The organism is Streptomyces djakartensis, from assembly GCF_014651075.1.
GTDB lineage: Bacteria > Actinomycetota > Actinomycetes > Streptomycetales > Streptomycetaceae > Streptomyces > Streptomyces djakartensis.
On the sequence record NZ_BMWE01000026.1, the window covers coordinates 66910 to 89661 of the forward strand.

Annotated in this window: 13 protein-coding genes; 10 read left to right on the plus strand and 3 right to left on the minus strand. The window is 72.1% G+C overall.

The annotated features are described in order from the left end of the window. Window positions 1-49: 49 nt before the first annotated feature. Window positions 50-1276: a L,D-transpeptidase gene (locus tag IE212_RS30995; protein WP_373301456.1), complete on the minus strand. Its 1227-nt coding sequence runs from the start codon at window positions 1274-1276 to the stop codon at window positions 50-52. A 162-nt stretch (window positions 1277-1438) separates the two neighbouring features. Further along, window positions 1439-2683 carry a L,D-transpeptidase gene (locus tag IE212_RS31000; protein WP_190201292.1) on the minus strand — a complete coding sequence of 415 codons (1245 nt, stop codon included), beginning with the start codon at window positions 2681-2683 and terminating at the stop codon, window positions 1439-1441. Between the two features lie 187 nt (window positions 2684-2870). Between IE212_RS31000 and glgX the strand changes: the two genes are divergently transcribed. From glgX to IE212_RS31040, 8 genes are all read left to right on the plus strand, one after another. Next, window positions 2871-5120 carry a glycogen debranching protein GlgX gene (gene glgX / locus IE212_RS31005; protein ID WP_190201293.1) on the plus strand — a complete coding sequence of 750 codons (2250 nt, stop codon included), beginning with the start codon at window positions 2871-2873 and terminating at the stop codon, window positions 5118-5120. A gap of 119 nt (window positions 5121-5239) precedes the next feature. Then, entirely contained in the window at window positions 5240-7090 is a 1851-nt protein-coding gene (locus tag IE212_RS31010) for an ABC transporter ATP-binding protein (protein WP_190201294.1), read from the plus strand. Then, window positions 7087-8931: an ABC transporter ATP-binding protein gene (locus IE212_RS31015; protein ID WP_190201295.1), complete on the plus strand. Its 1845-nt coding sequence runs from the start codon at window positions 7087-7089 to the stop codon at window positions 8929-8931. The genes IE212_RS31010 and IE212_RS31015 overlap by 4 nt, the downstream gene beginning before the upstream one ends. A 22-nt stretch (window positions 8932-8953) precedes the next feature. Then, on the plus strand, window positions 8954-10729 hold the full coding sequence (locus tag IE212_RS31020) for an ABC transporter ATP-binding protein (protein WP_190201296.1): 1776 nt from the start codon (window positions 8954-8956) through the stop codon (window positions 10727-10729). Further along, on the plus strand, window positions 10726-12498 hold the full coding sequence (locus IE212_RS31025; protein ID WP_190201297.1) for an ABC transporter ATP-binding protein: 1773 nt from the start codon (window positions 10726-10728) through the stop codon (window positions 12496-12498). Before IE212_RS31020 ends, IE212_RS31025 begins: the two co-directional genes overlap by 4 nt. Window positions 12499-12669: 171 nt before the next feature. Next, the gene (locus IE212_RS31030; protein WP_190201298.1) at window positions 12670-14730 is read left to right on the plus strand and encodes a M4 family metallopeptidase; all 2061 of its coding nucleotides are present in this window, start codon (window positions 12670-12672) and stop codon (window positions 14728-14730) included. Window positions 14731-14959: 229 nt separating this feature from the next. Further along, a complete protein-coding gene (locus tag IE212_RS31035) occupies window positions 14960-16609 on the plus strand; it encodes a M4 family metallopeptidase (RefSeq protein WP_190201299.1) in 1650 nt (549 codons plus the stop codon). 68 nt (window positions 16610-16677) lie between these two features. Next, window positions 16678-17199 carry a DUF1990 domain-containing protein gene (locus tag IE212_RS31040; RefSeq protein ID WP_190201300.1) on the plus strand — a complete coding sequence of 174 codons (522 nt, stop codon included), beginning with the start codon at window positions 16678-16680 and terminating at the stop codon, window positions 17197-17199. Window positions 17200-17251: 52 nt separating this feature from the next. Here IE212_RS31040 and IE212_RS31045 read toward each other — a convergent pair whose 3' ends face one another. Next, complete coding sequence (locus IE212_RS31045) at window positions 17252-19870, minus strand: glycosyltransferase family 1 protein (RefSeq protein WP_190201301.1); 2619 nt, start codon at window positions 19868-19870, stop codon at window positions 17252-17254. A 291-nt stretch (window positions 19871-20161) separates the two neighbouring features. Between IE212_RS31045 and IE212_RS31050 the strand changes: the two genes are divergently transcribed. Both IE212_RS31050 and IE212_RS31055 read left to right on the plus strand, forming a co-directional pair. After that, the gene (locus tag IE212_RS31050) at window positions 20162-21397 is read left to right on the plus strand and encodes a S8 family peptidase (protein WP_190201302.1); all 1236 of its coding nucleotides are present in this window, start codon (window positions 20162-20164) and stop codon (window positions 21395-21397) included. A gap of 214 nt (window positions 21398-21611) precedes the next feature. Continuing rightward, window positions 21612-22752 (plus strand): maltotransferase domain-containing protein (locus tag IE212_RS31055; protein WP_190201303.1); only part of this gene is annotated, 1141 nt, incomplete at its 3' end.

A 22752-nucleotide genomic window follows, 5' to 3' on the forward strand; every position in this document is an offset into this window, starting at 1 on the left:
GAGGCCCCGGTGTGGTCCGCCACACCGGGGCCTCATCCTCAGCTCAGCGTCATTTCTTCCACTTCTCCCACGACATGTTCCATCCGTTGAGCCCGTTGTCCGGGTCGACGGTCCTGTCCTCGGAGTTCTTGACGACCACCACGTCGCCGATCATCGAGTGGTTGAAGAACCACGCGGCGGGCACCTTCTTGTCCCAGCCGCCGCGTACGTCGCGCAGGCCGATGCAGCCGTGGCTGGCGTTGTAGTTGCCGAAGGCGCCGCCCGCCCAGTAGTTGCCGTGCAGGAAGGTGCCGGAGTTGGTGAGGCGCAGGGCGTGCGGGACGTCCTTGATGTCGTACTCGCCGCCGTAGCCGACCGTCGCCCCGTTCATCCGGGTCACGGTGAGCATCTCGCTGATGACCATCTGGCCGTTCCAGGTCTCCATGCCGGGCTTGCCGGTGGTGACCGGGACGGTCTTGATCACCTTGCCGTCGCGCATCACCTTCATGGTGAGCTTCTTGGCGTCGACGACGGAGACCTGGTCGCGGCCGATGGTGAAGTCGATGGTCTTGGTCTGCTCGCCGTAGACGCCGGGGCGTCCTTCGACACCGTCGAGGTTGAGGTCGACGGTCACCTTCGTGCCGGGCTTCCAGTACTTCTCGGGGCGGAAGTCGAGACGGTCGTTGCCGAACCAGTGTCCCTCGACGTCGACGGCCGGCTCCGTTCGGATGCGGATGGCCTTCTCGACGTCCTTTGGGTTGGTGATGCCCCGGGTGAAGCGGATGGAGAACGGCATGCCCACCCCGACCTTGGAGCCGTCCTCGGGGGTGAAGCTGCCGACGAAGGTGTCGTCCGGCGTCAGGGTCGTGAAGCCTGCGTCCTCCGCGGCCGTGCGGCCCTCGGAGTCCTCGGCGACCGCGTGGACGGTGTACTTGGTGGCGGCGGCCAGGTGGGTGGACGGCGTCCAGCCGGCGCCGTCCCCGGATATCTTCCCGTCCAGCTTCCGGCCCTTGGCGTCCTTGACCACGACCTCCGTCAGCCTGCCCTTGGCCGCGGTGACCTTCAGAGCGCCGCTGGTGTCGACGGACTTGGCGCCGTCCTCGGGGCTGATGCTGACGACCGCCTCGGACTGCTTGCTCCGCGCGGCGCCCGAGTCCCCGCCCTTGCCGTCACCTCCGCCGGAACCGGTCCCCCCGCCGCCGCACGCCGTGACGGCGAGCAGCAGCGCGCCGCTCATCAGCGCGAGCAGTCCTTTCCCGCCACCAACCGACGCCCCCGATATCGGTCGCCCGTTCAAGTTGTTCTCCCCTCCCGGGGCCTGGTCAGGCCCGCTCCCCTGCGCGTCCCCCGCGCACCGGCGAATAGTAACCAGAGGGTGCCGGGCCCCGACGGCCCGTGATTGTCACTGTTCAGTCCCAACCTCAGCGGAAAGCCGGAGCACCCCGCCCCCCCTGTCGGGTTACTTCACCGAGCTGCCCGCCTTCCATGCCTCCCAGCCCATGTTCCAGCCCCCCAGGCCGTTGTCGGGGGCGACCGTCTTGTCTTCGCTGTTGATGACCTCCACGACGTCCCCGACAAGGCTGCGGTCGAAGAACCAGCCGGCCGGGGTGGCCGGGCCGCCCCCCTTCACATCGCGCAGTCCGATGCAGCCGTGGCTGACGTTGGTGCGTCCGAAGACGGTGTGGTGTGCCCAGTAGTTGCCGTGCAGGAAGGTGCCGGAGTCGGTCAGGCGCATGGCGTGCGGGACGTCCGGGATGTCGTACTCGCTCTTGCCGTCGCGCTTCTTGAAGCCGACCGTGGCACCGTTCATCCGGGTGACCTCGAGCATCTCGGTCACCACCATCTTGCCGTTGTACGTGGTGGTCTTGGGGGCACCGGCCGTGACCGGGACGGTGGCGAGCGCCTCACCGTCGCGCCGCACCTCCATGGTGTGCCGGGCCGCGTCGACCACGGAGACCTGGCTGCGGCCGACGGTGAAGGACAGCGACTTGTGCTGGAGTCCGTAGACCCCGCTCGCGCCCTCGACGTCCCGCAGACGCAGGGTGACGGTCACCCGGGTGCCGGGCTTCCAGTAGTGCTCGGGGCGGAAGTCGAGGCGGGTCCGGCCGAACCAGTGCGGGCGGATCTCGACGGCGGGCCGGGCGGTGACCCGCACGGCGCGTTCCACGGCGGCGCGGCGGGTGATCTCCCGGTTGAACTCCAGCGAGACGATCATGCCGGTGCCGACCGTGGCACGGTTCTCCGGGGAGACGTAGCCGATGAAGCGTTCCTCGGGGACGTACGTCGTGAAGGTGGTGTGCCGGGCCGAGCGGCGGCCCTCGCCGTCCACGGCCACCGCGTCGACCGTGTACTTGGCGGCGAGCGCCAGCCGCTTCTCCTCGGGTTCCCAGGTCAGCCCGTCGGCGGAGAGGCGCCCGGGCACCGGGGTCTCCTGCGCGTCCTGCGACCTGACGACCTTCACCGACTCCAGGCGGCCGTCGGGCACGCGCACCCGCAGCTCCCGGCCGGGGCGCACTCCCCTGCTGCCGTCGTCGGGGGAGATCCGGATGACGTCCTCGGGCGCCGGGGGCGCGCCGAACGCACCGGCGATCCCGCCCGCGTCGTCCGAGGTACAGCCCGTTGCCCCGGTCAGGAGCCCTGCCCATGTCACTACGGCGGCCAGCGCGGCCCTCGCGCGCCGCGCGCGCCCTTGTACGTGCCTCACGAGGTGCCCAACGACCGGCCGCGTCCCCGGGAAACGACCATGCCCGCCCCGATGGAAACGTGAGTGCGACCCATGCTCTGGGCAGAACAGTGGGGAGGACGACGCGCAGGGGAGCCGCGACCGGGACGCAGCACGGGGCCGCGCCCCTCTGTCCCCCGTCGTCCCACGAGCCGCGGGAGGCTGAGAGGTGTCCAGCGCAGCCGAGCAGGAGACGGTGGCCGGTCATCGGACCACCGGGAACGGGCGCCAGGCCGCCGCGAACGGTGTACGGCGGGCCGCGCAGCCGCCCACGGTGACCGCCCGGCCGGGCGCGCCGACACCCCTGGGTGCCCGGTTCCGGGTCGGCCGGGACGGGGTGGCGGGGACCAACTTCGCACTGTGGGCGGGCGGGGCCGAGGGGGTCGAACTGTGCCTCTTTGACGAGGCGGGCAAGGAGTCGCGGGTCCGGCTCGCCGAGCTGACCCACGGGATCTGGCACGGCTTCGTCCCGGGCGTGCTGCCCGGGCAGCGGTACGGCTACCGGGTGCACGGCCGCTGGGACCCCTGGACCGGTGCCCGCTGGAACCCGGCGAAGCTGCTCCTCGATCCGTACGCGCGTGCGGTGGACGGGGACTTCTCGCTGCCGGCGGAGGTGTACGGGCACGTCCGCGACTGGCCGCAGCAGCACGTCGCCGACACCGTGCGCGACGAGCGGGACTCGGCGCCGTACGTCCCCAAGGGCGTCGTCGTCCACGATGACGACGACTGGGCGGACGACCGCCGCCCGAAGACGCCGTGGGCCGACTCGGTGATCTACGAGCTGCACGTCAAGGGCTTCACCCAGCGGCACCCGGGCATCCCGGGGGAGCTGCGCGGCACCTATGCCGGCCTCGCCCACCCGGCCGCGATCGAGCACCTGGTGAAGCTGGGCGTGACGGCGGTGGAGCTGCTGCCGGTGCACCAGTTCGCGCACGAGGACCACCTGCTGCGCAGGGGCCTGCGGAACCACTGGGGCTACAACTCCGTCGGCTACTTCGCCCCGCACGCGGCCTACGCGGCCTCCGGGACGCGGGGGCAGCAGGTCGGCGAGTTCAAGCGCATGGTGCGCGCCCTGCACGCGGCCGGGATCGAGGTCATCCTCGACGTGGTCTACAACCACACCGCCGAGGCGGGCGAACTCGGCCCCATGCTCTCCCTGAAGGGCATCGACAACCGCGGCTACTACCGCCTGCAGGACGACGCCCGCCGCTACGCCGACTACACCGGCTGCGGCAACACCCTGCACGTGGTCCAGCCGCACGTCCTGCGGCTCATCACCGACTCACTGCGCTACTGGGTCACGGAGATGGGCGTGGACGGCTTCCGCTTCGACCTGGCGGCGGCGCTGGCCCGCTCCATGCACGACGTGGACATGCTCTCCCCGTTCCTGGCCGTCATCGCCCAGGACCCGGTGCTGCGGCGGGTGAAGCTGATCGCCGAGCCGTGGGACGTCGGCTCGGGCGGGTACCAGGTGGGGGCGTTCCCGCCGCTGTGGACGGAGTGGAACGACCGGTACCGGGACGCCGTGCGGGACTTCTGGCGGCACGCGCTGCCGGACGTACGGGAGATGGGCTACCGCCTGTCGGGCTCCAGCGACCTGTACGCCTGGGGCGGGCGCAGGCCCTACGCGTCCGTCAACTTCGTCACCGCGCACGACGGTTTCACCCTGCGCGACCTGGTGAGTTACGAGCGCAAGCACAACGAGGCGAACGGCGAGGGCAACCGGGACGGCACGGACGACAACCGGTCGTGGAACTGCGGCGCCGAGGGCGAGACGGAGGACGAGGGCGTCCGGGCGCTCCGGAGGCGGCAGCTGAGGAACCTGCTCACCACCCTGCTGCTGTCGACGGGCGTGCCCATGCTGGTCGCGGGTGACGAACTCGGCCGCACCCAGCGCGGCAACAACAACGCCTACTGCCAGGACAACGAGATCAGCTGGGTGGACTGGGGGCTGCTGGAGGATCCGGGCTGGAAGGCCCTGTTCGAGCTGACCTCCCGGCTGATCGGGCTGCGCCACCGGCACCCGGTGCTGCGCCGCCGGGCGTTCTTCTCCGGCCGGGCGCAGACCGCGGACGGACTGCGCGACCTGGCCTGGTTCACCACCAAGGGCACCGAGATGACGGAGCGGGACTGGTACGCGCCCGCCGCCACGCTCGGCATGTATCTGTCCGGCCGGGACATCCCGGGCCGGGACGAGCGCGGGGACCAGATCCTCGACGACAGCTTCCTGACCGTCCTGCACGCGGGCGAGGGGCCGGTGAGCTTCGTGCTGCCGGGGCCGCCCTGGGCGGAGCGGTACGAGGTCGTCGTGGACACGAGCCTGGAGGAGCAGGGAGAGGCGCCGGGCGTGGTGCACCTGGCGGGGACGGAGATCACGGTGCCGGAGCGGGCGGTGCTGTTGCTGCGGGTGGCGGGCTGAGGCAGCGCGCCGGCTGCCCGAGGCGCCTGCCCACACGCAGGTCGTAGGACCAACGGCCGACCCACGACCGGCAGAAACTCGGTGGGCAGTGTCAGTGACGGTCCGTAGGCTCGCTCCTGATGGCCACCACACCCGCACCCGCCCAGAACCGCTCCTCCGTGCGTACGCTGCTGCGCCTGTGGCCGTACGTGCGACCCGTACGGGCGCGGCTGTTCACCGCCGCGTTCGTGGCGATACTCGCCTCCTGCGTGGGTCTGGTGATCCCGCTCGTCCTGAAGTGGCTGGTGGACGGTCCGGTCGCGGACCGTGATCCGGCCGGGGTGGGGCTCGGGGCGCTGTATCTGCTGTTGCTCGGCTTCGCGGAGGCCCTGCTGTTCGGGCTCCGGCGGTGGCTGGTGGCGCGGCCCCTGTCCCACGTCGAGGCGTCGATGCGGGCGGCGTTGTACCGGCGTCTGCAGCGGCTGCCGGTCGCCTTCCACGACCGGTGGGCGTCCGGGCAGTTGCTGTCCCGGGGCACCACCGACCTGATGCTGCTGCGCATGTTCCTCGCCTTCCCGCTGACGTTCCTCCTGGTCAACGGGGTGACGATCGTCGTCGGCGTGGTCATCATGCTGCTCCAGGACTGGACCCTGGGGCTGGTCATCCTCGGCCCGGCCGTGCCCGTCATGGTGACCTGTGTGATCTTCGAGAAGCGGTACGCCGAGGTGGCACGGCTCGCGCAGGACCAGGTCGGCGACCTCACCACGGTCGTCGAGGAGAGCGTGCTCGGCATCCGCGTCATCAAGGGCTTCGGCCGCCACCGCAACCAGGCGCGGGCGTTCAGTGACCTGTCGGGGACCCTGCGCGGCACGGAGTTGCGCAAGGCGCGGCTGCTGGCGACGATCTGGGGCGTCATCGTGACGCTGCCGGAGGTCGCCATCGGGGCGGCGCTGGTCGTCGGGGTCGTCCAGGTGGCCGACGGAGGCCTGTCGGCGGGCACGCTGGTGGCGTTCCTGTCGACGGCGCTGGCGTTGCGGTGGCCGGTGGAGTCGATCGGGTTCCTGCTGGCGATGAGCCAGGAGGCGGCGACGGCGACCGAGCGGTATTTCGAGGTGATGGACGAGGACGTCGAGGAGGCGGGAGCGGCCGCTGCCGCTGAGGGCAGCCGTTCCGCGGGGCGGAACGGGTGGGCACGGACCGCGGCGCGGAGCATCGTCGCCACGGAGCCGGGCGAGAGAGGCCTCCGCTTCGACGACGTCCGGTTCCGCTACCCCGACGCCCCGCCCGGCTCCCCGCCGGTCCTCGACGGGGTCGATCTCCACATCCGACCCGGCGAATCCATGGCCCTGGTCGGCGCCACCGGCAGCGGCAAGACCACACTCACCGCGCTCATCCCCCGCCTGTACGAGCTGACCTCGGGCCGTATCACCCTCGACGGCGTCGACATCACCGCCCTGTCCGCACAGGACCTGCGTGCCAAGGTCGCCGTCGCCTTCGAGGAACCCACCCTCTTCTCGGCCCCGGTCGGCGACAACGTTCTCATGGGAGCCCAGGACACCGCCGGCCCGGCCGACCTGGAGCGCGCCCTGTCCGTCGCCCAGGCCGGCTTCGTGTACGCGCTGCCGCAGGGGACGGACACCCAGGTCGGGGAGCAGGGCCTCAGCCTCTCCGGCGGGCAGCGGCAGCGCCTCGCGCTCGCCAGGGCCGTCGTCGGGCAGCCGGAGTTCCTCGTCCTGGACGACCCCCTGTCGGCCCTGGACGTGCGCACGGAGGCCGCCGTGGAGGCCGCCCTGCGGCACGTCCTCGCGGACACCACCGCCCTCATCGTGGCGCACCGCCCGTCCACCGTGCTGCTGGCCGACCGGGTCGCCCTGCTGTCCGGCGGCCGGATCGCCGCGGTCGGCACCCATCACGAACTGCTGCGAACCAGCGCCGAGTACGCGCACCTGATGTCCGCGGACCGGTCAGGGAAAGAGGAGGGCGCACGATGACGGCGGCCACCACCGCTCCGGCCGACCAGGAACCCGAGGACCGGCCCACCGACGGCGACCCCTTCGACCGGGACGTCCTGCCCACTCCCCCGGGCGCCACGGCCGCCCTGCTGCGTTCCCTGCTCGCGCCCCTGAGGGCCCGCGTCTCGGTCACGACGCTCCTGCTGCTGCTCCAGCAGGCGGTCGTGCAGGCCGGACCGCTGCTCGTGGCGTACGCGATCGACCGTGCCGTACCGGCGTTCCGGGCCGGGGACCACGGGCCGCTGGTCGTGGTGGCCGCCGGCTACCTCGCCTGCGCGCTGGCCGCCGGGGGCCTGCAGTTCGCGTTCGTCGCGGCGGCGGCCCGGGTGAGCCAGGACGTGCTGCTGGACCTGCGCGGCCGGATCTTCCGCCACGCCCAGGCGCTGAGCGTCGACTTCCACGAGCGCTACACCTCGGGCCGGCTCATCTCCCGCTCCACGACGGACGTGGAGTCACTGCGGGAACTGCTGGACGAGGGCCTTCAGGAGCTCGTGACGGTGATCCTGTCCTTCGTCTACATCTCGGCGATGCTGCTCTGGCTGGACCTGGGCCTGGGCGGCGTGGCGCTGGCGTCGTTCGTTCCGCTCTACGCGCTGGTCCGGCTGTACCAGCGGCGTGCGGGACGGGTGTACCGGGCGCGGTCCACCGCGATCGCCGCCGTCATCGTCAAGTTCGTCGAGACCATGAACGGCATCCGGCCGGTGCGCGCCTTCCGCCGCGAGGCCGTCAACGACGCGGACTTCGCCGTGCTCAACCAGCGGCACGAGCGGACCAACGGCGACGCGCTGCTGGAGATGGCCCGGTACGTGACCGGCTCGCGGCTGGTCGCCAACACGGCCGTCGCGGCGATCGTGCTGTGGGGCGCCTACCGGGTCGCGGACGGCACGCTGGCCCTCGGTGTGCTGGCGGCGGCGGTGCTGTACCTGCGGCGGCTGTACGACCCGATCGACCGGCTCGGGATGTTCCTCAACTCGTACCAGTCGGCGGCGGCCTCGCTGGAGAAGATCGCCGGACTGCTCGCCCAGACCCCGTCCGTGCCCGAGCCGTCGGCCCCGCGGCAGCTGCCGCCGGCGGGCGAGCACCCGGGCCGCGAGGTCGTCTTCGACGGCGTCCGCTTCGGCTACCGCACCGGCGGCGAGGTGCTGCCCCGCTTCGACCTGACGATCCCCGCCGGTCAGACGGTCGCGGTCGTCGGCTCCACGGGCGCCGGCAAGTCGACGCTGGCGAAGCTCCTGGCCCGCTTCTACGACCCTTCCGACGGCCGGGTGCTGCTGGACGGCGTCGACCTGCGCGACCTCGCCGTGCCCGAACTGCGGCGCGCAGTGGTCATGGTGACGCAGGAGGCGTTCCTCTTCTCGGGCACGGTCGCCGAGAACATCGCTGTCGGACGCCCGGACGCCGGCCGCGAGGAGATCGAGCGGGCGGCGAAGGAGATCGGCGCGCACGACTTCATCAGCGCCCTGCCCGACGGCTACGACACCGACGTACGCAAGCGGGGCGGCCGCATCTCGGCCGGCCAGCGCCAGCTGGTGGCGTTCGCGCGGGCGTTGCTGGCCGACCCGGCGGTGCTGATCCTCGACGAGGCGACCAGCTCGCTGGACATCCCGGGCGAGCGGGCGGTGCAGCGGGCGATGGCGACGGTGCTGAAGGGCCGTACGGCGGTGGTCATCGCGCACCGGCTGTCGACGGTCGAGATCGCGGACCGTGTTCTGGTGATGGAACAGGGGAAGATCGTGGAGGACGGCGAGCCGGCCGAACTCGTCGCGGGCACGGGCAGGTTCGCGGATCTGCACCGGGCCTGGCGGGACAGTCTGGCGTAGGGCGGCGGCGAAGGGCCGGTGGATGATCGACGCGTACGAGGACCCGGGCACTCCCGACCGGCGTGGTGGTGCCCGGTACCTGTGGTGGCTGGTCGCCAGACAGCCCGGGCGGTGCGCCGCCGGGGCGATGTTCGGCAGCGTCTGGATGGTGCTGCTGGCGGCGACCCCGTATCTGATGTCCCGGGCGATCGACGACGGTCTCGAACCCGGTGACATGGGCGCCCTTACCGCCTGGAGCGGGGCGCTGTTCGCGGTGGGGGCGTTCAACGCGTGGCTGAGCATCATGCGGCACCGCACGATGACCCGTGTCCGCATGGACGCCAACTTCCGCACGGTGAAGGTTGTCGTCGGCCACGCGGTGCGGCTGGGTGCCTCCCTGCGGCGGCAGACGGGCGCCGGTGAGGTCGTCACGATCGGTGTGGGCGACGTGCAGACGGTCAGCCAGTCGCTGACGGTCGTCGGACCCGGCGTCGGAGCGGTTCTCGGTTATCTGGTCATCGCCGTGCTGCTGGTGTCGGTGTCGGGGCTCGTGGCCGTGGTCGTCCTGCTCGGCCTGCCGGCTCTCGCCCTGCTGGTCGGGCCACTGCTCGGGCGGTTGCAGGGGTCGGAGGCCGAGTACCGCGAGCGGCAGGGCGTGCTCACCGCGCGGATCGGCGACCTCGCGGGGGGACTGCGGGTCCTCGCCGGCCTGGGCGGCAAGCAGCTGGTGGCGGACGCCTTCCGGGAGGACTCGCGGCGGCTGCGTGAGCAGGGGTACCGGGTGGGGGCGGTGACCAGCTGGGTGCAGGCGCTGGGGATCGGGCTGCCGACCCTGTTCCTCGCGGTGGTGACCTGGCTGGCGGCCCGCCTCGCCGCGCACGGCGACATCACCGTGGGCCAGTTGGTGTCCGTCTACGGCTATGTCGCGGTGCTGGTGTGGCCGGTGGCCTTCCTGGTGGAGTGCGGCTACCAGATCAGCCGCGGCCTGGTGTCCGCACGGCGCGTCGTACGGTTCCTGCGCCTGGAGCCGATGCCCGACACGGGGACACGGGACGCCCCCGCGGAACCGTCGGTGCTGTACGACCCCGAGTCGGGCGTACGCATCCTCCCGGGCCGTCTCACCGCCTTGGTGGCGGAACACCCTGCGGATGCGACGACGATCCTGGACCGCCTCGCCCGCTACGCCCCCTCGGACGCGACCTGGGGCGGGGTACGGCTGGAGGACATCGCCCTCCCGCAGATCCGGGAGCGCATCCTGCTGGCCGACCACGAGGCCGACCTGTTCGCGGACACTCTGCATGGCATGATCAGGCCCTTTGGGGGCGCGGGAACACGTCGATGTGCGGCTCAGCCGCGGGGCGCGACAAGCCACGAACGGCCCGCACCCGCCCACGGCGAACAACCGGCAATCCGAACCGCGCTCCACACTGCCGCGGCAGAAGACATCGTCCAGGCCCTACCCCAAGGCCTGGACACTCCCATGGACGCCCAGGCCCGCAATCTCTCCGGCGGCCAGCGCCAGCGCGTCCGCCTGGCCAGAGCCCTCCTGGCCGACCCCGAGATCCTCCTCGCCGTGGAACCCACGTCGGCCCTGGACGCTCACACGGAAGCCAAGGTCGCCGCCCGTCTGAGGGCGGCCCGGGAAGGCCGCACCACCGTCGTGGCCGCCACCTCCCCGCTCGTCCTGGACCGCACGGACACCGTCCACTACCTCAGGGACGGCAAGGTCGAGGCCTCCGGCACCCACCATGAACTGCTCGACACCGTCCCCGCCTACCGGGCGCTCGTGGCGCGGGACACGGAAGAGGTTGCGCGATGAGCCACGGACACCTGCCGGTCGCCGAACGGGCCGACGTGCGGCGCGCCCTGCTCGGGCTCGTCCGGGCCGATGTCCGTTCCTTCGGTGTCGTCCTGGGTCTGAACGCGCTGGCGGCAGTGGCCGGACTGGCCGGCCCGTGGCTGCTGGGCCGGATGATCGACGACGTGCGGGCCGGGCAGGGGGTGGCCGCCGTGGACCGGCTGGCACTGCTCCTGCTGCTGTGCGCGCTGGCGCAGGTGCTGCTGGCACGCTGGGCCCGCTACGTGGGGCACCGCTTCGGGGAGCGGACCCTGGCCCGGGTGCGGGAACGGTTCGTGGACCGGGCGCTGACGCTGCCCGCTTCGGTGGTGGAGCGGGCCGGCACCGGTGACCTGACGGCACGCGGAACGGCGGACGTGACGACCGTCGGCAACACGCTGCGGGACGCGGGTCCGATCCTGCTGGTCAACCTGGTTCAGGCGGTGTTCCTGGTCGTCGCGGTGTTCCTGGTGAACCCGCTGCTCGGCGCCCTCGCGCTGCTGGCACTGACTCCCATCTGGATCGCGTTGCGCTGGTACCTGCGCCGGGCCCGGGACGGGTATCTCGCCGAGGGGGCCGCCACGTCGGACGTGGCTGAGATCGTGGCCTCGACGGCGGCCGGGGCGCGCACGGTGGAGGCGTTCGGGCTGCAGGCGCAGCGGACGGCCGCGAGCCGGGACGCCCTGGAGACCTCCCGCCGGACCCGTTTCCACACGCTCTTCCTGCGCTCGGTGTTCTTTCCGGTCATGGAGACGTCGTACGTCCTCCCGGTGGCCGGAGTGCTGGTGATCGGCGGCGCCCTGCACTCGTCCGGCTCGATGAGCCTCGGAGCGGTGGTGGCGGCGGCCCTGTATCTGACGCAGCTGAGCGCGCCGCTGGACGAGGTCCTGGTCCGGATCGAGCAACTGCAGGCCGGCGCCGCCTCGTTCGCCCGGGTGGAGGGGCTGGCCCAGGCCCCGCGGGCGGCCGGGGAGGCCGACGGCCCCGACCCGGACGGCGACCGCGTCGACGTCACCGGCGTGCGCTACTCCTACGACGGCGGCGCCGAGGTACTGCGCGGCGTCGACCTGACGGTGACGCCCGGGGAACGGCTGGCGGTGGTGGGGCCGTCCGGCGCCGGCAAGTCCACGCTGAGCCGGCTGATGGCGGGCATCGACGCGCCGACCGCCGGCTCGGTGACGGTCGGTGGTGTGCCCGTCGTGGAGCTCGGGCCGGAGCGGCTGCGGCGTCAGGTCGTCCTGGTCACCCAGGAGCACCACGTGTTTCTGGGCACGGTCCGCGACAATCTGCGCATCGCCGAACCGGCCGCCACGGACGAGGACGTGTGGAGGGCGCTGGCCGCGGTCGGCGCCGACGCCTGGGTGCGGGAGCTGCCCGAGGGCCTGAACACTCCGCTGGGACAGGGCGGTCACCGTACCGACGGCTCGCAGGCCCAGCAACTCGCCCTGGCCCGTGTGGTGCTGGCGGATCCGCACACCCTGATCCTCGACGAGGCGACCGCTCTGCTCGACCCGACGACCGCCCGCCACACCGAGCGCGCCCTGGCCGCCGTCCTCGAGGGGCGTACCGTCATCGCCGTGGCACACCGGCTGCACACCGCGCACGACGCCGACCGGGTGGCCGTGATGGAGGACGGGCTGCTCACCGAACTCGGCACGCACGACGAGCTGGTGGCGGCAGGCGGGGCGTACGCGGCGCTGTGGCACTCGTGGCACGGTGACCTGCCCGGCGCCGGAAAAGTGTCCACATAACGAACATGAACTTCCGGTCAACGGACTGTTTTCCGGCCATAGTTTTGACGCGCTCCTGACAGTAAGCGCGCTCCCCTGCCACGCTTCCCACGACTGCTCCACGGCAACCCCACGGCAACACCTCCACCTCCCCAGGCCGGGCGACCCCCGGTCCCGCAGAAGGAGCCAGTGTTGACAAGCAGTTCCTCGCGAAGAGGCACCTCCCACAGACGCACTCCCCACACCCCCCGCCGCGCCGCGGCCGTAGCCCTCGCCGGCGTCGCCGCGCTGATCGCCGCGGCCGTGCAGAGCGGCACCGCGACCGCGGCCCCGGAGAAGGCACCGTCGGCCGCGAGCCGGGCGAATCCCGGCGCGCAGTCGGTCAAGCTCACCCCCGCCCAGCGGGCCGCCCTGATCCGGGAAGCCGACGCCGGGAAGGCGCGGGCCGCCCATGAACTGGGCCTCGGCGCCAAGGAGAAGCTGGTCGTCCGCGACGTCCTCAAGGACCGCGACGGCACGGTGCACACCCGCTACGAGCGCACCTACGACGGTCTGCCGGTGCTCGGCGGCGACCTGGTCGTCGAGCGCACGAAGGCGGACGCCACGGCGTCGGTCGTGAAGGCCACCCGCGCCGCGATCCAGCCGGCCACCACGAAGGCCGCGGTGCCCGCCGCGAAGGCCCGGCAGCAGGCCCTGTCCGCGGGCAAGGCCGACGAGGCCAAGAGCCCCGGCATCAACCGTGAGCCCCGCAAGGTGATCTGGGCGGCGAACGGCAAGCCGGCCGTGGCGTACGAGACGGTCGTCGGCGGCTTCCAGCACGACGGCACCCCGCAGGAACTGCACGTCGTCACCGACGCCACCACCGGCGAGAAGCTGTACGAGTGGGAGGCGGTCGAGACCGGCACCGGCAACACGGTGTACTCCGGCACGGTCGACCTGACCACCACGCAGTCCGGGTCGGCGTACAACCTCACCGACGGCGCCCGCGGCAACCACAAGACGTACAACCTGGGCCGCGGCACCTCCGGCACCGGCACGCTCTTCTCCGGCTCCGACGACGTCTGGGGCAACGGCAGCCCGTCCGACCTGGAGTCCGCGGGCGCCGACGCGCACTACGGTGCCGCGCTCACCTGGGACTACTACAAGAACGTGCACGGCCGCACCGGTATCCGCGGGGACGGCGTGGGCGCGTACTCCCGGGTCCACTACGGCAACAACTACGTCAACGCGTTCTGGTCGGACAGCTGCTTCTGCATGACCTACGGCGACGGCTCCCGCAACGCGAACCCGCTGACGTCGATCGACGTGGCCGCCCACGAGATGACCCACGGGCTCACCTCCAACACCGCGGGCCTCAACTACAGCGGGGAGTCCGGCGGCCTGAACGAGGCCACCTCCGACATCTTCGGCTCCACGGTCGAGTTCTACGCGAACAACTCCTCCGACGTCGGTGACTACCTCATCGGCGAGGAGATCGACATCAACGGCGACGGCACGCCGCTGCGCTACATGGACAAGCCCAGCAAGGACGGCTCGTCCAAGGACAGCTGGTACTCGGGCATCGGCTCGATCGACGTCCACTACTCGTCCGGTCCGGCGAACCACTTCTTCTACCTGCTGAGCGAGGGAAGCGGCACCAAGACCATCAACGGTGTCACCTACAACTCGGCCACCTCCGACGGCCTTCCGGTCACCGGCATCGGCCGGGACAAGGCCGAGAAGATCTGGTTCCGCGCACTGACCACGAAGTTCACCTCGACGACCAACTACGCGGGGGCCCGCACCGGCACCCTCGCGGCGACGGGTGAGCTCTACGGCACGGACAGCGCCGAGTACAAGGCGGTCCAGGACGCGTGGGCGGGCGTGAACGTCGGAGCCCGCTCCGGCGGTGGCGGCGGGGGCGGCACGTCCTTCGAGAACACCGCCGACGTGGCGATCCCGGACCGGGGTGCGGCGGTCACCTCGTCGATCACCGTCTCCGGCCGGACGGGCAACGCACCGGCCAACCTCCAGGTGGCCGTGGACATCGTCCACACCTACATCGGCGACCTGAAGGTGGAGCTGGTCGCCCCCGGCGGCACCGCGTACACGCTCAAGGGCTACGGCACCGGCGGCAGCGCGGACAACATCGACACCACCTACACGGTGAACGCGTCCTCCGAGGCCGCCAACGGCGTCTGGCAGCTGCGGGTCCAGGACAACGCGGCCATCGACACCGGCTACATCAACAGCTGGAAGCTGACCTTCCCGTAGGCCGTGGGTCACTGGTTCGCGGCTCCCGAGTCAGGGCGCCGTCCCGGCGGGTTCGACTCCCCCGGGGCGGCGCCCGTCCCATGCGTCGCGCACCGCGCGTCCTCGCCGTCGATTTCCGGCCAACATCACTCCCTCTCCTGACATGTACGCGTCCGAGGTGCCACTCTTCCCCCACCCGCCGCACAGCACCACCCCCACCCCAGCAGTTCCCCCACATCTAGGAGCTCGTGTGACCTCCCCTCGCTACGCGCGTCACAACCGCACCACGCTGGCCATCGCCACCGCCGTCGCGGCCGGTGCCCTGCTCACCACCGGTCTGACCTCCGGCAGCAGCGCCGCCGCCGACTCCGCCACCGGCAAGCCGGCCCTCGCCGCCGCGCCCGTCCTGCTCTCCGCCCCCGCCCGCACCGCCCTCATCAAGGAGCAGCAGGCGGACGCCGCCGGGACCGCCGACGAGATAGGCCTCGGCGCCCAGGAGAAGCTGGTCGTCAAGGACGTCGTGAAGGACGCCGACGGCTCCGTCCACACCCGCTACGAGCGCACCTACGCGGGCCTGCCGGTCCTCGGCGGCGACCTCGTCGTGCACGAGTCGAAGTCCGGTGAGACCAAGGGCGTCACCAGAGCGACGAAGGCCGCTCTGAAGGTCGCCTCGCTCAAGCCGGCGGTCACCGCCGCCAAGGCGGAGAAGCAGGCCGTGGCCCTCGCGAAGGCGGCCGGCTCGAAGAAGACCGATGCGGACTCCTCGCCCCGCAAGGTGATCTGGGCGGCCGGCGGCAAGCCCACCCTCGCCTACGAGACGGTGGTCGGCGGTCTCCAGGAGGACGGCACGCCGAACGAGCTGCACGTCGTCACCGATGCCGCGACCGGCAAGAAGCTCTACGAGTACCAGGGCATCGAAACCGGCACCGGCAACACGACGTACAGCGGAACGGTCAGCCTCAGCACCACCAAGTCGGGCACGTCGTACAACCTCACCGACGGCACCCGCGGCGGCCACAAGACGTACAACCTCAATCGCGGCACGTCCGGCACCGGCACCCTCTTCTCCGGCTCCGACGACGTCTGGGGCACCGGCAACCCGTCCAACGCCGAGACCGCGGCCGCCGACGCCCACTACGGCGCCCAGATCACCTGGGACTTCTACAAGAGCACCTTCGACCGCAACGGCATCCGCAACGACGGCAAGGCCGCCTACTCCCGCGTCCACTACGGCAACAGCTACGTCAACGCCTTCTGGTCCGACAGCTGCTTCTGCATGACCTACGGCGACGGCTCGGGCAACACCCACCCGCTGACCTCCCTGGACGTGGCCGCCCACGAGATGAGCCACGGCCTGACGTCGGCCACCGCGGGCCTGAACTACAGCGGCGAGTCCGGCGGTCTGAACGAGGCCACCTCCGACATCTTCGGCGCGGGCGCGGAGTTCTTCGCGGGCAACTCCTCGGACGTCGGTGACTACCTCATCGGCGAGGAGATCGACATCAACGGCGACGGCTCCCCGCTGCGCTACATGGACAAGCCCAGCAAGGACGGCTCGTCCAAGGACGCCTGGTCCTCCAGCCTCGGCAGCGTGGACGTCCACTACTCCTCCGGTCCCGCCAACCACTTCTTCTACCTGCTGTCCGAGGGCAGCGGCTCGAAGACCATCAACGGCGTGACCTACAACTCGCCCACGTCCAACGGCTCCACGGTCACCGGCATCGGCCGCACCAAGGCGCTGCAGATCTGGTACAAGGCGCTGACGACGTACATGACGTCGACGACCAGGTACGCGCAGGCCCGCACGGCGACCCTGAACGCGGCCTCGGCCCTGTACGGCGCGAACAGCACCGAGTACAAGGCGGTCGCGGCCGCCTGGTCGGCCGTCAACGTCGGCTGACCGAGCAGGATCGACGGGCGGTACCCGGAGCGGCCGTCGCTCCGGGTAACGCCCTACTCTTGGGGACCATGTCTTCCGAGGACTTCACCTACGCCGATGTCGGCGCCACCCGCGACGAGGGGTTCTGCCCTCCCGGCTTCCGCCCCATGAACGTACGCACCCGCCTCGGCGAGGGCGAGGAGCTCTTCCGCCGGGCCTCGGAAGCGGTCCTCACCTGGGAGATGCACCGGGCGGTGGGCGTCGGCGTCGACGCGAGCGCGGACCGGGCCGCCCCCGGCGTCGACGTCACCGTCACCCTGGCCGGCATGATCAAGGCCCCCTGCCGGGTGATCTGGACGATCGAGGAACCCCGCCGCGCCGGCTGGGCCTACGGAACGCTGCCCGGCCACCCCGAGTGCGGCGAGGAGTCCTTCGTCGTCGACCGCACGGGCGACGGCACCGTATGGCTGACGGTGAACGCCTTCAGCCGGGCCGCCAAGTGGTACGCGAGGGCCGGAGGCCCGGCGACCCGGGGAATCCAGCATGCCTATGCGCGACGGTGCGGCACCGTCCTGCGGAACCTGGCAACGCCGGGCAGCGCAGCTCCCTGAGGGGCGCGGGGAACTGCGCGACCAAGCCCCCACGCGCCCGCAGACGGCGATATCACCGCATCAACAACCCCGCAGCCTCCACCAGTTCCTCAGAAGGCCCGGCCATCAAGCCCAGCTCCGCACTGGACGCCAACAGCCGGTGGGCCGGCAGGATCCGCACCGTGTACCCGAAGGGCCCGGTGCGATCCAGGGACAAGGGCCCTTCATAAACCCACCGCCCGTCCCCCGCGGGGGACCCCACCGGCTTCAGAGGAACAACCGTCGCGTCACCGATCCGGTCCTCCTCGTCCACCCGCCCGGACACCACCTGCACATCGACGTCGTCCGGCCCGAGATCACCGAGACCGACCCGCACCCGAAGCCCCAGCGTCGTCCCCAGCTCCGCCAGCGCCTGTGATGCCGACGTCTCCACATGGTCGACCGTGACCCCCGGCCACGCCGCCCGCACCCGCTCCTTCCACTCCGCGAGATCGCGCGCCGCGTCCGGATCCATGGACCGGTGGGCGAGCGCGGCCGGCGTGTAGAGCCGCTCCACGTACTCGCGGACCATCCGCCCGGCCAGCACCTTCGGGCCGAGCAGGCTCAGCGTCCGGCGGACCATCTCGATCCAGCGGTCGGGCAGTCCGCTGCGGCCGCGCTCGTAGAAGCGGGGCGTCACCCGCTGTTCCAGCAGGTCGTACAACGCCGCGGCCTCTATGTCGTCGCGGTGGTCCGGGTCGGTCCCGACCCCGTCGGCCGTCGGGATCGCCCACCCGAAGTCGGGCTGGAACCATTCGTCCCACCACCCGTCGAGAACGGACAGATTGAGACAACCGTTGAGCGCGGCCTTCATCCCGGACGTGCCGCAGGCCTCCAGCGGCCGGAGCGGATTGTTCAGCCAGATGTCGCAGCCCGGGTACAGCTTCTGCGCCATCGCCATGCCGTAGTCGGGCAGGAACACGATCCGGTGCCGCACCCGAGGGTCGTCCGTGAACCGCACCAGCTCCTGCACGAGCCGCTTCCCGCCGTCGTCGGCCGGGTGCGCCTTGCCCGCCACGACGATCTGGACCGGCCGCTCGGGGTGCAGCAGCAGATCCATCAGCCGGTCGCGGTCGCGCAGCATCAGCGTCAGGCGCTTGTACGACGGGACGCGCCGGGCGAAGCCGATGGTGAGGACGTCCGGATCCAGCACGCCGTCGATCCAGCCCAGCTCGGCCGTCGCCGCCCCGCGCTGCCGCCAGGAGGCCCGCAGCCGCTCCCGCACCTCCGTCACGAGCTGCTCGCGCAGGCCCCGCCGCAGGTCCCAGATCTCCTGGTCGGGGATGTCGGCCACCGCGTCCCAGCGGTCGGAGCCGCCGACGGTCAGCGCGTCCTCGGCGCGCTGGACGCCGATCTGCCGGGCACCGAGCCGGAACACCTCCGGGGCGACCCAGGTGGGCGCGTGCACCCCGTTCGTCACGGAGGTGATCGGCACCTCGTCGGCGTCGAAGCCGGGCCACAGCCCGGAGAACATCTCGCGGCTGACGTTGCCGTGCAGCAGGGACACGCCGTTGGCGCGCTGGGCGAGGCGCAGGCCCATCACGGCCATGTTGAACAGGTTGGGCTCCCCGCCGGGGTAGGTCTCCATGCCGAGCCGGAGGACGCGTCCGACGTCGATGCGGGGCAGCTCCGCGTCAGGGCCGAAGTGGCGGGCGACCAGCTCGCGGTCGAAGCGGTCGATACCGGCCGGGACGGGGGTGTGGGTGGTGAAGACGGTCCCGGCCCGGACCGCCTCCAGCGCCGAGTCGAAGTCCAGGCCGTCGGCGCACAGCTCGGCGATCCGCTCCAGGCCGAGGAACCCGGCGTGTCCCTCGTTGGTGTGGAACACCTCCGGCCCGGGGTGCCCGGTCAGCCGGCAGTAGGTGCGCACCGCCCGGACCCCTCCTATGCCGAGCAGCATCTCCTGGAGCAGCCGGTGCTCGCTGCCGCCGCCGTAGAGCCGGTCGGTCACGCCGCGCTCGCCGAGGTCGTTCTCCTCGACGTCCGAGTCCAGCAGCAGCAGCGGGACCCGGCCGACCTGCGCCTGCCAGATCCGGGCGCGCAGCTGCTTGCCGCCCGGCAGGGCGAGGGCGACCTGGGCGGGGGTGCCGTCGGGCTCCTCGAGGAGGACCAGGGGCAGCTCGTTGGGGTCGAGGACGGGGTAGTGCTCCTGCTGCCAGCCGTCCCGGGAGAGCGTCTGGCGGAAGTAGCCGTGCCGGTAGAGCAGGCCGACGCCGATCAGCGGGACGCCGAGGTCGCTGGCGGCCTTCAGGTGGTCTCCGGCCAGGATGCCGAGGCCGCCGGAGTACTGCGGCAGGGCGGCCGTGATACCGAACTCGGGTGAGAAGTAGGCGATGGCGGCGGGCAGTTCGTCGGGCTGGGACTGGTACCAGCGGTCGCCGGTCATGTAGTCGTTCAGATCACCCGCCACCGCGGCGAGGCGGCGCAGGAAGCGACGGTCTCCGGCCAGTTCCGCGAGCCGCGCCGGCGGCACGCCCCCCAGCAGCCGGACCGGGTCGCCGCCCGAGGCGGCCCACCGCTCGGGGTCGACGGACTGGAACAGGTCCCGGGTCTCCGCATGCCAGGACCAGCGCAGATTGCGGGCCAGATCGCTGAGCTGCCGGAGCGGGTCGGGGAGCACGGGTCGGACGGTGAATCGACGGATCGCCTTCACGGGTTCCACCTCGGCGCGTTCGCTGGTTGACGCAGGGCTGTGACACAGGGCTTCATCGACGTCTCCTACGACAGTACCGGCGTCGGTGCCGCCGCCGCTGAGGCTCCGCCCCCGCGCCCCCGATCGGCCGGAACCGCCCTGTTCCCGGATATGGCCGATTCCGCCCCCACAGGCGTCCTTGTGGTGCCGCGCACGCCACGAGAGGCTGCGCAGTGGCGTACCGGCCCGCGCGGGCCCCACGCGGCGAGCGCACGGTGGCCGTACGCCGAGTCGAGGAGGGGAACTCGGACCATGGCACGGACGCGCGAGCGGCGTCTGCGCTGGACGGGGGGCCTGGCGGCGGCGATCTGCGCCGCCGCGTTTTCGGCCATCACCCTGCCCGCGCACGCCGTACCGGAGGGGCGGATACCCGGCGCCGGAGGACCCGGCTCCGTGCACGGAAGTTACCTGGTGACGCTGAAGGAGGGCACCCGGGCACCGTCCGCGGCCGGGAAGCACCTGGCCGAGCGGTACGGGGTGCGGATCAGCCACACCTACGGCACGGTCCTGAACGGTTACGCGGTCCGGGCCGACGAGAGACAGGCGGTGCGGCTGGCCGCCGACCCGCGGGTCGCCTCGGTCGTCCAGGACACCCGCGTGCGCCTGGAGCGCACCCGGCGCGACACCGGCGTGCGCCCGGAGCGCACCCAGCGCAACCCCCCGTCCTGGGGCCTGGACCGCGTCGACCAGTCCGCCCTGCCGCTGGATCGCGGCTACACCTCGCCCCGGTCGGCGGGCGCCGGTGTGACGGTGTACGTGATCGACACCGGCGTCCGGACCACCCACCGGGAGTTCGGCGGCCGGGCCGGCCACGGCTGGGACTTCGTGGGGAGCGACGGGACCGCCTCGGATGCGGGCGGCCACGGCACCCACGTCGCCGGCACGATCGCCGGCACGGCCCACGGCGTCGCCAAGAAGGCCCGGATCGTCTCCGTGCGCGTCCTCGACGCCAGGGGCGGGGGCACCACGGCCCGGGTGATCGCCGGGATCGACTGGGTGACCCGGCACGCGAGGAAGCCCGCGGTCGCCAACCTCAGCCTGGGCGGCCCGCGCAACGACCGGCTGGACGCCGCCGTCCGCGCCTCCATCGCCTCCGGAGTCACCTACACGGTCGCCGCGGGCAACGACGGCAGGCCGGCCGGCCTGTACTCCCCCGGCGGCGTCAAGGAGGCGATCACGGTCGGCGCGACCGACCGCAGGGATACGAAACCGGCCTTCTCCAACCACGGTCCGGCCCTCGATCTGTTCGCCCCGGGCGTCGGAATCACCTCGGCGTCCGCCGCGAGCGACACCGCACGGGACACCTTCTCGGGCACCTCGATGGCCTCCCCGCACGCCGCGGGCGCGGCCGCGCTCTACCTGGCCGATCATCCGAAGGCGACTCCCGCCCAGGTCAGGAGGGCCCTGGTCGCGGAAGCGGCGACGGGGAAGGTGTCGGGCCGGGGCACCGGTTCACCGGACAAGTTACTGCGGGTGCCGCGGGGGTAGGCGGAGGAGCGTCCATGCCACGGGGCCGGCCTCGTCCCTCGCGGACGAGGCCGGTCTTATGTGTCGACATACGCGTGAGTAGTTAACAAAGTGCCGGGTTGCCCACCCGAATAGGGTGGGAAGGCTCCTCCGGGTACCCCTCTCAGGAGCACCACGCAGGACCCACCTCCCCACAGACATCCGCCCACCCACGTTGACGCGGACAGGAGCGGTCATGCCCGCCAAGCACCATTCCTCACCATCCCCGGCCCGCCGCAGCGGAGCGCGCGCGCCCGGTGGTGAAGCCCGCCCCGTGCGCCCCGGCGACGCCGGTCCACCGGGCTCGCAGCCACCCCCCGCGGGCGACGGGACAGCCGTCGGGCGCATACCCGTCCTCGACGTCCGCCCGGTCGTCCAGCACGGCCGCCGGCCGGCCAAGGCCGTGACCGGCGAGACCTTCGAGATCTCGGCGACCGTGTTCCGGGAGGGCCACGACGCGGTCGCCGCCAACGTCGTCCTGAGAGACCCCGCCGGGCGCCCCGGGCCGTGGACGCCGATGCGGGAGCTGGCCCCGGGGACGGACCGGTGGGGCGCCGAGGTGACCGCCGGCGAACCCGGCCTGTGGACGTTCACCGTGGAGGGGTGGGGCGATCCGGTGGCCACCTGGCGCCACCACGCCGAGATCAAGATCCCGGCGGGCCTGGACACCGACCTCGTCCTGGAGGAGGGCGCGCGCCTGTACGAGCGGGCGGCCGCCGGTGTGCCCGAGGGGGGCCGGCGGGACGTGGTGCTGGCCGCCGTGGAGGCCCTGCGGGACGAGAACCGCCCGGCGGCGTCGCGGCTGGCGGCGGCGTTGACGCCGGAGGTCGACGAGGTGCTGGCGCGGCATCCGCTGCGGGATCTGGTCACCAGCAGTGAACCGCTGCCGCTGCTGGTGGAGCGGGAGCGGGCCCTGTACGGCTCCTGGTACGAGTTCTTCCCCCGCTCCGAGGGCACGGCCGAGCAGCCGCACGGCACGTTCCGCACCGCCGCGCGCCGCCTGCCGGCGATCGCGGCGATGGGCTTCGACGTGGTCTACCTGCCCCCCATCCACCCCATCGGCGCGACCTTCCGCAAGGGCAAGAACAACACCCTCTCCCCGGGCCCCGACGACGTCGGGGTGCCCTGGGCCATCGGCTCGCCCGAGGGCGGCCACGACGCCGTCCACCCCGCCCTGGGCACCCTTCAGGACTTCACCTGGTTCGTCGAGCAGGCCCGCGGCCACGGCCTGGAGATCGCGCTCGACTTCGCCCTGCAGTGCTCCCCCGACCACCCCTGGGTGCACAAGCACCCCGAGTGGTTCCACCACCGCCCCGACGGCACCATCGCCTACGCGG